The organism is Haloarcula sebkhae (genome assembly GCF_014647415.1).
Classification (GTDB): Archaea; Halobacteriota; Halobacteria; order Halobacteriales; family Haloarculaceae; genus Haloarcula; species Haloarcula sebkhae.
This window is the reverse complement of the sequence record NZ_BMPD01000004.1, coordinates 324,599-337,443: the sequence shown is the minus strand read 5'-3', so window position 1 is coordinate 337,443 and position 12,845 is coordinate 324,599. Positions and strand designations below refer to the sequence as shown.

Sequence of the window (12,845 nt, the reverse complement as noted above, 5' to 3'; positions counted from 1 at the left end):
ACAGACGCCCGATTCAGCGCTTGATACTGGCTTGTTCCGGGTCGGTGAACCGGAACATCTATACAATTTTTAGGCTAGCCTAAAATAATGGCTGACGACACCACTGACAGCGAGTCACCGACGCGGAGAGAGTACGTCAAGTACGGGGGAACGGTTCTCAGCGCTGGGCTACTTGCGGGATGCACCAGTGACGCTGAGGGGGAAGCCGGGGCCAGACGGACGGAGTCCGGGTCGGGGACAGACACACCCACTGGGAACGGTTCGTACTCCGTGTCGATGTCGCCGATGGGAGCGGTGACCTTCGACTCGCCACCGGAGACTGTCTTCACGCGACTCACACACCACGCAGACATGGCGTTCGCCCTGGGTCGCGGGGACACTGTCACGGCAATGCACGCACCGGACTATTACAGTGGGCTGTGGAATCAGTTCGTCGAACGGCTGCCGGGGGTGTCGCTGGACTGGACCGGGCTCTATTCCTCGTGGGAACCAAGCAAGGAGAAACTGTACGAACTGGATAGCGATATCCATCTCGCTGACCCGGCCTGGATCGCCAAACAGGACAACTGGGGTCGGGAGGACTTCGCGGAGATCGCTACCAACGTCTCGCCCTGGTTCGGCAACTCATTGAGTGACCGACACGCCGAACCGCCGTCCGGATGGACGGACTACGAGTACTACACCCTCTGGGAACAGTTCGAACTCGTCGCCGAAGCGTTTCAGGAACAGGCTCGCTACGAGGCGCTCGCGGCTATCCACGACGAAATGCGCTCGACCATCGACGCGAATCTGCCGCCCGAGTCGGAGCGCCCGTCGACAGTGATGCTCGCCGCGGCTGACATAGACGAGATCTATGCGTACACACTCGACAACCCCGGGTTCCTGACCGCGCATACTCGCCCATTCGGCGCACGGGACGCCTTCGAGGGGTCGGTCGAAACGAACTCTGTCGTCGACTTCGAGACGCTACTTGCGGCTGATCCGGACGTAATCCTGCACCTCGGTGGGTTCGAACCGAGTACAAGCCTTCCGGAGCGACGGGAGGCGTTCAAATCCGACCCAGTTGGATCAGAAATCACAGCCGTACAGAACGACCGGATCTACCCACAGGGAGCGAGGTACCAGGGACCGATCCTCCATCTCTTCCAACTGGAGATGACCGCAAAGCAACTGTATCCCGACCAGTTCGGCGAGTGGCCGACCTACACTGAGGGGCCGTATCCTGAGATTCCGTCCGAGGAACAACTGTTCGACCGCCAGCGCGTCGCAGACATCGTCAACGGAGAAATCTAACCACTGTCTGCCCACTCTCACAATAGGTTACGTAGCAGTATTGAGATATCAAGCTCTATATCTGGATGAACGATCTAATACTATAGCAGTCATTGCTCGTATATATGGTATATAAGGGTATAGTGGTCTGTTTGTCCAGAAAGAATTTATACCACCGTGACATCAACTCACATATGTTAGTACACGAAGGGAACACGCACTCTTACACCACTGGCTCCGACCGATATTGCCGTCACTGCAACGACGTTGCGCTAGCGTACGACCCGTCGGCTGACCGTCCTCGTTGTCGGTCGTGCGGAAAGCTAGTATAGCAGCACCTGTGGATTATAACTGGCTCTCCACAGGACGGCGCACTGAACGCTCCAGCGCTTGGTCCGTACAGATTGCTTCAGCACCGGTCGCATAACGTATAGCGAGTTCTTTCGCGGTTTGCGTGGGTGACAGCTAGCGCAGACCGACTACAGTTTGACGAGAACTTTGATCGCTTCGCGCTCGTCCATCGCCCGATAGCCCTCGGGTACGCCGTCGAGGTCGACGGTTTTCGTGAATATCGGTGACGGGTCGAGTGTCCCCTGCAACACGTCGTTCAGCAGGTCGTCGGCGTAGGCGCGAACCGGTGCGACGCCGCCGTTGAGCGCGATGTTGTCGCCGAACAGCGAGAACACGTCCAGTCCGGAGTCGTCGACGCCATGCGGGACACCGACGTAGCCGACAGTCCCGCCCGGCCGGCAGACGTCGATAGCGGTCTCCATCGCCGAGGCCGCACCGACACATTCCAGAACGTGGTTTGCACCGCCGTTCGTCAGGTCGTCTGCGGCGTCCACGGCCTCTTGGCCGCGAGCGGCGATGGTCTCTGTCGCACCAAACGACTCCGCGAGTTCGAGACGGTCCTCGTGATGTCCCATTGCGATAATGCGTTCCGCCCCAAGACGGCGGGCCGCGAGCACGCCACACAGTCCGACGGCACCATCGCCGACAACAATACAGGTGTCGCCTTCACTGACACCGGCACTCACCGCTGCGTGGTGGCCGGTTCCCATCACGTCTGTCAGCGGGAGAATCGCTTCGAGCGTATCCTCGTCGTTGGCGTGACGGTCAGGAACGCGGACGAGTGTGCCGTCGGCTTCCGTTGCTCGGACGTACTCGCCTTGGCCGCCGCCGTTGTCGCCGCCCCAGGAATCGCCGTTGACACAGGACGTGTGCAGTCCTTTCCGGCAGAACTCACACCGGCCACAGCTGATGACGAACGGGGCGAACACCCGGTCGCCGGGCTCGACTGAGCGCACGTCGTCGCCGACTTCCTCGACGATACCCATCGGTTCGTGGCCGACGCGGGACCCCTCCTCCCGGTCGCTCTGGCCGCGATAGAACCACAGATCAGAGCCACAGACGGCGGTGTGGGTCACGCGTACGATCGCGTCGGTGGGCGATTCGATTTCCGGCCGCGGGACCTCTTCGACGGTGATCTCACCGGGGCCGCGATAGATGGCTGCGCGCATACGATCGCTTCGGGGCGGCTGTGCAAAACCGTTCTCATGCCTTTGCCACATCCGACTGAACGTTTTATTGGATGGAAACAATTACCAGCGATGGAACATAATTGCAGAAACATGACGGACGTTCTCATCGTCGGGGGCGGCCCCGCCGGCCTGAGCGCGGCACTGTTTGCACAGAAAAACGGGCTGGAAACGACAGTCTTCGACACTGATGGGACCTGGATGCACAAAGCTCACCTGTTCAACTATCTCGGGGTCGGCTCTCAGGATGGGTCCGCGTTCATGGAGACAGCCCGGTCGCAGGTGGATAGCTTCGGCGTCGACCGAAAACAGGGCACAGAAGTGACCGACGTGGAGCAAACCGACGGCGGGTTCGAGGTTGTAACCGAGGATGACACGTACAAAGCCTCCTATCTCATCCTCGCGACTGGGGCTAACCGTGACCTCGCTGAGACACTGGGCTGTGACATGACTGATGAAAATGTCGTTGACGTGGATGTGACGATGGAGACGAGTGTCGACCACGCCTACGCGACGGGTGGGATGGTCCGAGCCGAGGAGTGGCAGGCCGTCATCTCCGCCGGCGACGGCGCGGCGGCGGCCCTGAACATTCTCACGAAGGAGAAAGGGGAGCACTTCCACGACTTCGATACGCCCGCCGACGCGGATGCGCTGTTCGGTCCCGAGGAGTAGACCCGAACCGGCTCTGGAAGCGCCTATCCCATTGCTAACCACTAAACACGGTTTTACTGGCCACTGAGTGGCGAGTACAGGCTGGGTCCGCTGTTGGAGCGTTCTGGCCGGTCGATGCTAAGCAGGTACGTAACTCGCAGCGTCAGTGCCCTTTTCCCGTCACTGTGACCGTTTCGGCGTTCGAAAGCCGGCTGACTGTATTATCGTCTGATTCACTATGGCATCACAGCCGAATCTGTTCTCTGTGAAGGAGTTCGCGTTCACCCTCCGGTTCACTGCGGGGGCCGACCCGGTAATGGACCTGTTTCACGAGTACCCGACGCTACGACTCCGGAACGGCATGTGTACCGTGACCGAAAACGCTATGTGGCGTATCGACCACGTAGACGGTCCCGCTGACGCCATCTCTGCGCTCGATGAGGTGTTTCTCGACGAAGAACGCTGTAACGAGTGTCTCGACGAGCACCGCTGTTCCGGGACGCGGGAATACCAGGTTCTTGACCGGCGATCGGCCGCCAGAACTGTATATACGTATCACGCACACATCGACCGGTGTTGTGCAGTACCTGCTATCGTCACCGACTACATCGGGGACGGTGTCGTCTTCGAATCGGAACGCACCGGTGGCGGGTGTTGTCGCCGGTCGAAACGTCGCTCGATCCGTTGGTCGATCGTCTCGAATCAACACTCCGTACTGGGGTACAGCTCGATGTTGACCATCTGGGAAACGGTGAACGACGGCGGCACAAGACACAGCCCGTGTTCCCACAGTGACTGTGTAGGGTCCATGGCAGTGCGTATTCGTTGTAATAGAATGTAAAACCCAACTCGGTTAAGTACGATGCCGCTAAACCACCACGCCGAAATCAGTGGACCGACCGCTCGTCGCTTTCGTCAATATCCTCAATCGGGTCGGCGTTGCCAAACGATGGCTCCGGACCGTCCCCAGCAGCGGCCCACTCACAGGCATTGGCGAGGACCTGCTGGACCGCGTCGTTGTGGTAAATCGGATAGGTCTCGTGGCCCGGGCGGAAATAGAATATTCGGCCCGCTCCGCGGCGGTAGCAACACCCTGACCGGAACACCTCGCCGCCCTCGAACCAAGAGTTGAACACGAGCGTGTCCGGTGCGGGGATGTCGAAGCGCTCGCCGTACATCTCGGTCTCCAGGAGTTCGATGTACTCGTCGATACCATCGGCGATGGGATGGCCTGGTTCGACGACCCACAACCGCTCGGTTTCGGCGGCTTCGCGCCATTTCAGACTGCAGGTCGTCCCCATCAATTCGCGGAAAATCTTCGAGTAATGGCCCGAATGGAGGACAATAAGCCCCATCCCGTCGAGGACCCGGTCTTTCACCCGGGCGACCACCTCGTCGGCGACCTGATCGTGGGCGGCGTGGCCCCACCAAGTCAGAACGTCAGTTTCTGCCAGTACCTCTTCAGTGAGGCCGTGTTCGGGCTCCTGAAGCGTCGCGGTTTCCGTGTCGAAGCCGCGCTCCTCCAGTGCCGAGGCGATCGCGCCGTGAATCCCGTCGGGATACAGGTCTGCCACCGCTTCGTGTTCCTGCTCGTGGACGTATTCGTTCCAGACTGTGACGCGTGTCATACTCGTGGTTTCAACTTCCGCCGTAACGGCGTTCGCCAAGCGGCAATCCGTACGACGAGCGGACGCGACTCGTTCCCGTATTCGCGGGCTGGTCGACGGGAACTCTCCACAGCAGTATTATTCACCGCAGATGCCGGTTTGTAGAGCGCAGCGCTGAGTGTCCGGTTCGTCACCGCGCGCCAGCGTCGCTATACAGTGGCTATGACAGCCGCAACGCTGAACGCCGATACGCCCCGATATCCAGCCGTATCCACAGGACCGTGAATACTGCCCTGACACTGTGGAATACAGACGACTGTAACCCTCTTCAGTGGGAGTACAGTCGAGTGAAATCGCCGCGTAAAGAACTGCTATACCGGTTACACACGACTGTATCCCGTTCCGTTAGTTCGTACAAAATAACCCCTGATTTTTGTTGTATCAACGCTTCTCGCTCCCGTTCCGGCAAAATTCTGTACAGACTATAATGTAAACGGTAGATAGGTATAAATACTCCCTGCCAGACGACGTGACTGATGCACCCTACCAGAAACCGCCGTATCGGATGGTTTCGAGCGATAGAGCCACGTACCGAGGTGGTTACGAAATGAGAGCACGACACCGTTTCCCGGAGCGGATCATCGGTGAAAGTGCGACCTGTCCGGACAGGACCTCAGAGGTGAGTCCCGATGTCTGAGCACACACTGGTGCTTATGGCACTGCTGCCGCTTGCGACCATCGCGGTGCTGATGGTCGGGCTGTACCAGCCCGCGACACGGACGATGCCCATCGCGTGGGCGGTGGCGGCTATCGCCGCCTTCATCGGTTGGCAGATGTCCCCTCGGCTGATCGCCGCCGCATCGATACGCGGTGCGCTGACAGCGACCAGAATCCTTGTCATCGTCTTCGGGGCGATACTCCTGCTGTACACGCTGAAACAGTCCGGCGCGTTCGAGGTCATCAACGCAGGGTTCTCGTCGATCAGCGACGACCGGCGTGTGCAGGTCATTCTGCTCGTGTTCCTCATGGGATCGTTCATCGAGGGCGCGGCCGGCTTCGGGACGCCTGCGGCCATCGTCGGCCCGCTGCTGGTCGGCCTGGGCTTCCCGCCACTTGCCGCTGTTGTCGTCGCCCTCACGGGGAACATCCTCGCTATCACCTTCGGGGCGGTCGGAACACCGCTGATCATCGGGCTGCGTGACGTGGTGTTCGCAGAGGGTACGGGCGCCTCACAGCAGGTGCTGCAACAGGGTGGCTTTGAGAGCGTCGGTGCGTACGTCGCCCAGATTGGTCTGTGGGCGGCGCTCATCCATGCTATCGTCGGCATCGCCATCCCGTTCATCGGCGTGGCGATGATGACGCGTTTCTTCGGCGAAGAGCGGTCCATCAAGCCGGCGCTCGAAGTCCTGCCGCTGTGCCTCTTCGCGTGGGCTTCCTTCGCAATCCCATACGTCGCGACTGCGTACTTCCTCGGTCCGACGTTCCCGGCACTGCTGGGTGCGATGGTCGGGCTACTCGTGGTCACGACCACGCTACGGGCCGGTTACTTCCTCCCCGACGAGGAATGGGACTTCGGCCCGCAGGCCCAGTGGCCGGACCACTGGATCGGCAGTATCGAGCCCGGAGAGGGTGTCGGCACCACATCGGGCAGCAGCCGGGAAGGAACGGTCGCAGCTGACGGTGGCACGGCAACGTTTGAAGACTCACACTCGCAGGATATGTCGCTGGGTATGGCCTGGCTGCCGTACCTCCTCGTCGCCGCGTTGCTCGTCGTGACCCGCGTTGTCAGTCCGATTCAGGAGTTCCTCTCGACGAACGGCGTTCTCCTGTGGAACAACATCCTCGGCACGCCGTTCTCGGAGGGCGTCGAGTTGTTCTACCTCCCCGGGAGTCTCTTCGTCCTCGTGGCCGTGATTACCTACGCGCTCCACGGGATGTCCACCGACGAAATCAAGGCCTCGTGGAGCGAGGCGCTCCGAAACATTGCGCCGGCTGTCGTGGCGCTGTGGTTCGCTGTCGCGACGGTCATGATCATGCAACGGACCGGCAGTACCGTCGTGCTGGAGGCCGCGCCGATCAACTCCGGAATGCTCGGCTTGCTGTCAGAGATCACGGCGAGTGGGACCGGCCAGATGTTCCCGTTCTTCTCGGGCTTCATCGGCGCGTTCGGTGCCTTCATCGCCGGTTCGAACACGGTCAGCGATATCCTGTTCGGCCTGTTCCAGTTCCAGGCCGCCCAGCAGATCGGTGCCCCGACCCAGATTGTCGTTGCCGCACAGGCGGTCGGTGGCGCAATCGGCAACCTCATCGCCATTCACAACGTGGTCGCCGCCCTCACGGTGGTCGGCCTCATCGGCGAGGAGGGACGCGTCATCCGTCTCGAACTGATTCCGGTGCTGTACTACGGTGTGTTCACGGGTATACTGACGCTTGTCCTGGCCTTCGTCGTGGCCCCGGGCGCCTTCTAACCCGACTCACCTTCCCACCTACCCTCTACCCACTTCCCATTCATGGCATACGATTCCCGACTCCCCGAGCAACGTGACCCGGCGACAGACCCGAACGCGAACTACGACTATCAGGGCGACAACATCAATCGGCCAGATCTCGTGGCGGCTCTGGAGCGCCGTGTAGACGGTGATGTACGCTTCGACACGTACACCCGTGAGCTGTTTGCTACCGACGCGAGCGCGTACGAGCAACTCCCGATCGGCGTCGTTTCTCCGGTCTCGACCGAGGACGTGGTCGCGGTGATGGAGTACTGCGCCGAGGAGGGCATTCCAGTCCTCCCACGGGGTGGCGGGACTAGCCTCGCCGGACAAGCCGTCAACGAGGCGGTCGTCCTCGATTTCAAACGGCACATGGACCAGGCGCTGTCGGTCGACCCCGAGGCCAGGCAGGCCCGCGCCCAAGCTGGCATCACCATTGCTCGCCTCAACGACCGGCTCGAACCTCACGGGCTGAAGTTCGCGCCGGACCCGGCCTGGGGCGACAAGAGCGTTCTCGGCGGTGCAATCGGGAACAATACGACCGGTGCACACTCGCTGAAATACGGGAAAACAGACGCCTATATCGAGGAGTGTGAGGTCGTCCTCGCGGACGGAACCCGGACGACATTCGGCTGGGTAGACGTTGATGATCTCGAAGCACGAGCGGCCGAGGCCGGCCCCGACGCCGACCTCGAAACTCGGATCTACGCCGAAGTCTCGAAAATCCTCTCAGCAGATGCCGCGGAGATTGACGACAAATATCCGGAGCTCAAACGCAACGTCTCCGGGTACAATCTGGACGAACTGGTCGATACCGCCAGGGAGCGCGGCGAAGTCAACCTCGCACGCCTGCTCGCCGGGAGCGAGGGAACGTTGGCCGTCGTGACGGAGGCGACGGTTTCGCTCGAACCTGTTCCCGAGGCCACGGCTGTCGCCATGCTGACCTACGACGACATCATCTCGGCGATGCGGGACGTGGCCCCGATTCTCGACCACGACCCCTCGGCCGTCGAGGTTATGGACGACGTGCTCCTTGATCTCGCTACGGAGACACCGGAGTTCGCCGACGTCGTCGGCATGCTTCCCGAGGAGACGGACTCGACGCTCCTCGTCGAGTTCTATGCCGAATCGGCCGAGGAGGGCGCTCAGAAGGTCGCCGATCTGCTCGCCGACCGACTCCCAGGATACGACGCCAGAGAGTCCCCAAGCGAGGGGGCGGCGTCGATCACTGATGCCCCCGTCCACGCCGTCGACGCGCTGGAGGCTTACGACGCAGACCGGCAGGCGAAGTTCTGGAAGATGCGCAAGGCCGGGCTGCCGATACTCCTGTCGCGGACGGGCGACGACAAGCACTGGCCGTTCGTCGAAGACACGGCTATCCCGGCTGAGAACCTCCCGGAGTACATCGCCGACATCCGGGAGTTGTTCGACGAGCACGACACCTTCGCCTCCTACTACGCCCACGCCGGCCCCGGCGTCCTGCATATCAGACCGCTGTTGAACCTGAAATCCGGGGACGGCATCGAGACGATGGAAACCATCTCCGACGCTATCACGGATCTCGTCGTCCAGTACGACGGGTCCGTGTCGGGCGAACACGGCGACGGGCGTGCCCGAACCCAGTGGAACCGCAAGCTCTACGGCGACGACCTCTGGGAGACGTTCCGCGACCTGAAGTCGGCGTTCGACCCCGACTGGCGGCTGAACCCGGGGAACATCTGTGGCGAGCACGACCCGGCCGAGAGCCTCCGGTACGACCCGGAATACGAATTCAACGCTGGCTTCGAACCGACACTCGACTGGGACAACGAGAACGGGTTCCAGGGGATGGTCGAACTCTGTCACGGCTGTGCGGGCTGTACCGGCCACCAGGAAACGACTGGCGGCGTCATGTGTCCGACCTACCGCGCGGCCGAAGAGGAAATCACGAGCACTCGCGGCCGGGCCAACATGCTCCGGTCGGCGATGGACGGTGATCTCCCGGATGATCCCTTTGAGGAGGAGTTCGTCACGGAAGTCCTTGACCTCTGCATCGGTTGCAAAGGCTGTAAAAAGGACTGCCCGAGCGGCGTCGACATGGCGAAGCTCAAGGCCGAGGTGGTCCACGAACACCACCAGCGCGAGGGCATCTCGTTGCGGGACCGACTGTTCGCTAACGTCGAGACCGTGCTCTCCCTCGGGAGCACGTTCGCCCCGGTATCGAACTGGCTGATGGACCTGCCGGGGTCGGGACTGCTCATGGAGAAAACGGTCGGCATCACGGAAGAACGGACGCTACCCGGCTTCCACCGGACCACGTTCCGGGACTGGTGGGCTGACCGCGGCGGCGCAATGGTCGCGGCGAGCAAAGCTGACCGGAAGGTGCTCTTGCTCGCTGACCCGTACACGAATTACAGCCACCCCGATGTCGGGAAAGCGGCTGTAGAAGTGCTGGAGGCGGGGGGCGTCCACGTCGTCGTGCCCGACGATGTGACAGACAGCGGCCGTCCCGCGTTCTCGAAGAGTATGCTAAACCACGCTCGTGAGACAGCTCAGGCGAACGTGGACGCGCTCGCACCGCGAATCCGCGACGGCTGGGATGTGGTCACCATCGAACCCTCGGACGCGGTGATGTACCAGGTCGACTACCGGGACCTGCTCTCCGGCGACGATGTCGATACCGTCGCGGAAAACACGTACGGCGTCTGCGAGTACCTCGACACGTACCGGCTGGGAGAGACGATCGCCTTCGACGAGCCAGGCGACTCGCTGGCGTACCACGGCCACTGTCACCAGAAGGCGACGAAGAAGGATCACCACGCCGTCGGCGTCCTCCGTCGGGCCGGCTACGAAGTCGACCCGCTCGATTCGGGCTGTTGTGGCATGGCCGGGAGTTTCGGCTACGAGGCCGAACACTACTCGATGAGCGAGGGCATCGCGGACCTCCTGCTGGGACAGATAGATGACTCGCCCGCCGAGCAAGTCGTCGCGCCCGGCGCGTCCTGCCGGTCCCAGATTGACGACTTCGGCGACAGTGACGTGGAGCCGCCACATCCCATCGAGATGGTCGCGGCGGCGATACGGTAACCGGGTCCGGCGACACCTCCCGGCAGTGGTCAGAACCCGAATCCGTCTCTTTGTCTGACCGTGACGTCGTGCCCGTCAACTGTTGATCGAAGCGCCTGTGTGAACGGTTCGGGGTCGAACTGGCCGTGGACGCGAACCGTCGTCGCGGAGTCTGTCCGGGGCTGTGCGGTGATTTTCGGCCGACCGACTCGACCACCAGTGTGGATATCGACGCTGTCGAGCGTGTCGTATGACTGTGTCTCGACCTGTTCGGCCGTCTCGATTGCCGCGGGGACGCCCTCCTCGACCACCTGTGAGGCGAATGCGGCGGCCCGCTGATCCGGCGACCCGAACAACAGGTCGACAGGCGTCAGATAGTCGTATTCGACGAAGTACGCCCGCTCCGTACAGAACAACACGTCGACCAGCCGGAGCGGGTACGAGCCACGCATCGTGTAGTGCAAGTGGACGCGGAGTTCGTCGGTCACGAGAACCACCCTTTCGCAGTGGCGGCGTCAGCGACTGTTCCGTCCGCTGCAACCTTCGCACGTCCTACCCGATACATCGTGTACACCTGGACGAGCAGGAAGACCGCCCAGAGGGCGTACCCGCCCGGTGCACTGCCGAGTACGGTCGTTTGGACGGCGAACGCCCGTAATCCCAGCCGTGTCGTCAGCCCCGTTCCGATCAAGAGGACGCTGAAGTAGCCGAAAAACGCGGCGGCGACCCACATCGCGGCGATCCGACCCCAGCCAGGCATCGTGTGCTCTGGCAGCCGGACCGTGTTGACGAGCTGGACAATGATGATGTACGGCCACATCAACAGCCCGGACATCGCCGCTCCGACGACTAGGAGCCCGAAGGGATCGGATATTGATATCGGAAGGGTGAGGATGAGCACGCCCCAGCCACAGAAGACGGTCAGCAATCCCCAGAACAGCCGCGGCAGGCTCCAGCCCGCCTCCCGTCCGTACAGCTCGTAGATGATGTCGGAACTGTTCCGGACGAACGATTCGATGATTGCGTATTCAGTCGTGAACAGGGCGAGAAACAGCGTGACGTAGATGACGCCCGTCGTGAACCCGCCGACCGACGGTGCAATCTCGATGAGCCACATATCGACCGCGTCGCTCGTCGCGCCCGGTGCCTGTGACACCGCGATGACGACCAGCATCGTTGTAACGAGGAGAAGACCCAGCAGGAAGGTCAACAGGTGTTCGAGCTGTGTCACGCGCCACCAGCCCCGCCACCGTTTGAGGTTTTGCGTGTCCGGAGTGAACGTGAACCCGTCCTCGTGGACTGTCTCGGGGTCGTCGCCGGCAAAGGGGTTCTTGATCCGACCCTGATACCGGCCCATTCCGTAGCCCTTCTCGCGTATCCAGAGGCTCTGTGAGAGGTTGAGGTAGCCGCCCGCGCCGGCGTAGGCCAGCGCCCCGACCAGTACGGCGATGGTCCCGACCGGCGAGTAGTCACCAACCTCCGTCAGACTTCCCGGGACGCCGACCAGCACGTCCACCGACCCAATGAGAACGAACAGCAGCAGTGAAAACGCAATAGACAGCGCCACCAGAACGAGCTGGAGGCTCTCGACGACATTGTACATCAGCGGTGTCACCTGATAGGTCACCCAGATGAACACCATGAGCCCGATGCCGAACAGTCGCCAGCCGACGATGTCGACACCGCCGAAGTCATACGTTCCGAGTCCAAGACCCTGTGCGCCGATCTGCGCGGCGCTCGCAGCCCACCCCGGCCAGCCGAGACTGATGAACCCGCCGACCAGCATGGCCAGCGGGAGGACCGGATGGACCCGTTCGAACGCTCGAAACACGCTCTCACCGGTCGCTAGTGTCCACCGCTGTATCTCCGTGTTGATGACAAAGTGGAGACAGACAGCCGTGAGGAACAGCCAGTACAGTCCCCACCCGTAACTGGCGACCAGATTCGGCCAGAACAGGGTCTCACCGCTACCGAGCGACGCCCCCAGCATGATCGCGCTGGGACCGACAACGTGGCGGAGTTTCGGCACTTTCGGCAACGAGAGTTCTCTGAACCGCCCGCCCGACCCCGTGTCCGGATGGGCATCGCTCTCCGGTGCTACCTCGAGGTTGTCGTACGCGACCGGGGTGTACGATGAGATCGGATACCGCTGCTCTTTCCGAGAGGCGTACACCTCTGCTGTCTCTGACTCCGTCTCTTCCGTTACCTCCGACTGTTCCGTCGGCTTTTCCTCTGGCATCGAT

Annotated in this window: 9 protein-coding genes; 5 read left to right on the top strand and 4 right to left on the bottom strand. The window is 61.7% G+C overall.

The genetic code is table 11. From position 1 onward, the window contains the following. Positions 1 to 87 precede the first annotated feature (87 nt). Positions 88 to 1,293 (top strand): ABC transporter substrate-binding protein, encoded by a 1,206-nt coding sequence (locus IEY38_RS13900; protein ID WP_188978723.1) that lies wholly within the window; start codon positions 88 to 90, stop codon positions 1,291 to 1,293. Positions 1,294 to 1,751: 458 nt separating this feature from the next. On the opposite strand, the gene IEY38_RS13895 is transcribed toward IEY38_RS13900, so the two are convergent. Beyond that, positions 1,752 to 2,792, bottom strand: coding sequence for a zinc-dependent alcohol dehydrogenase family protein (locus IEY38_RS13895; RefSeq protein ID WP_188978722.1), 1,041 nt, complete (start codon positions 2,790 to 2,792; stop codon positions 1,752 to 1,754). 111 nt (positions 2,793 to 2,903) lie between these two features. Here IEY38_RS13895 and IEY38_RS13890 point away from each other — a divergent pair, with 111 nt between their 5' ends. Both IEY38_RS13890 and IEY38_RS13885 read left to right on the top strand, forming a co-directional pair. After that, positions 2,904 to 3,482, top strand: a complete 579-nt coding sequence (locus IEY38_RS13890) for an NAD(P)/FAD-dependent oxidoreductase (protein ID WP_188978721.1) — start codon at positions 2,904 to 2,906, stop codon at positions 3,480 to 3,482. 217 nt (positions 3,483 to 3,699) lie between these two features. After that, on the top strand, positions 3,700 to 4,302 hold the full coding sequence (locus IEY38_RS13885; protein WP_229775317.1) for a hypothetical protein: 603 nt from the start codon (positions 3,700 to 3,702) through the stop codon (positions 4,300 to 4,302). A 46-nt stretch (positions 4,303 to 4,348) separates the two neighbouring features. On the opposite strand, the gene IEY38_RS13880 is transcribed toward IEY38_RS13885, so the two are convergent. Next, positions 4,349 to 5,089: a ThuA domain-containing protein gene (locus tag IEY38_RS13880; RefSeq protein WP_188978719.1), complete on the bottom strand. Its 741-nt coding sequence runs from the start codon at positions 5,087 to 5,089 to the stop codon at positions 4,349 to 4,351. A 668-nt stretch (positions 5,090 to 5,757) separates the two neighbouring features. Here IEY38_RS13880 and IEY38_RS13875 point away from each other — a divergent pair. After that, positions 5,758 to 7,536 (top strand): L-lactate permease, encoded by a 1,779-nt coding sequence (locus tag IEY38_RS13875; RefSeq protein ID WP_188978717.1) that lies wholly within the window; start codon positions 5,758 to 5,760, stop codon positions 7,534 to 7,536. Positions 7,537 to 7,578: 42 nt separating this feature from the next. Then, a complete protein-coding gene (locus IEY38_RS13870; protein ID WP_188978700.1) occupies positions 7,579 to 10,623 on the top strand; it encodes an FAD-binding and (Fe-S)-binding domain-containing protein in 3,045 nt (1,014 codons plus the stop codon). Positions 10,624 to 10,652: 29 nt separating this feature from the next. Here IEY38_RS13870 and IEY38_RS13865 read toward each other — a convergent pair whose 3' ends face one another. Beyond that, the gene (locus IEY38_RS13865; protein WP_188978691.1) at positions 10,653 to 11,099 is read right to left on the bottom strand and encodes a hypothetical protein; all 447 of its coding nucleotides are present in this window, start codon (positions 11,097 to 11,099) and stop codon (positions 10,653 to 10,655) included. Then, complete coding sequence (locus tag IEY38_RS13860; RefSeq protein ID WP_188978689.1) at positions 11,087 to 12,841, bottom strand: Nramp family divalent metal transporter; 1,755 nt, start codon at positions 12,839 to 12,841, stop codon at positions 11,087 to 11,089. The genes IEY38_RS13865 and IEY38_RS13860 overlap by 13 nt, the downstream gene beginning before the upstream one ends. Positions 12,842 to 12,845: the final 4 nt, after the last annotated feature.

What these genes read in the sequence shown, in the direction of transcription:
- IEY38_RS13900 (WP_188978723.1), top strand. Translation starts at nt 88, where the DNA reads ATGGCTGACGACACCACTGACAGCGAGTCACCGACGCGGAGAGAGTAC.
- IEY38_RS13895 (WP_188978722.1), bottom strand. Translation starts at nt 2,792, where the DNA reads ATGCGCGCAGCCATCTATCGCGGCCCCGGTGAGATCACCGTCGAAGAG.
- IEY38_RS13890 (WP_188978721.1), top strand. Translation starts at nt 2,904, where the DNA reads ATGACGGACGTTCTCATCGTCGGGGGCGGCCCCGCCGGCCTGAGCGCG.
- IEY38_RS13885 (WP_229775317.1), top strand. Translation starts at nt 3,700, where the DNA reads ATGGCATCACAGCCGAATCTGTTCTCTGTGAAGGAGTTCGCGTTCACC.
- IEY38_RS13880 (WP_188978719.1), bottom strand. Translation starts at nt 5,089, where the DNA reads ATGACACGCGTCACAGTCTGGAACGAATACGTCCACGAGCAGGAACAC.
- IEY38_RS13875 (WP_188978717.1), top strand. Translation starts at nt 5,758, where the DNA reads ATGTCTGAGCACACACTGGTGCTTATGGCACTGCTGCCGCTTGCGACC.
- IEY38_RS13870 (WP_188978700.1), top strand. Translation starts at nt 7,579, where the DNA reads ATGGCATACGATTCCCGACTCCCCGAGCAACGTGACCCGGCGACAGAC.
- IEY38_RS13860 (WP_188978689.1), bottom strand. Translation starts at nt 12,841, where the DNA reads ATGCCAGAGGAAAAGCCGACGGAACAGTCGGAGGTAACGGAAGAGACG.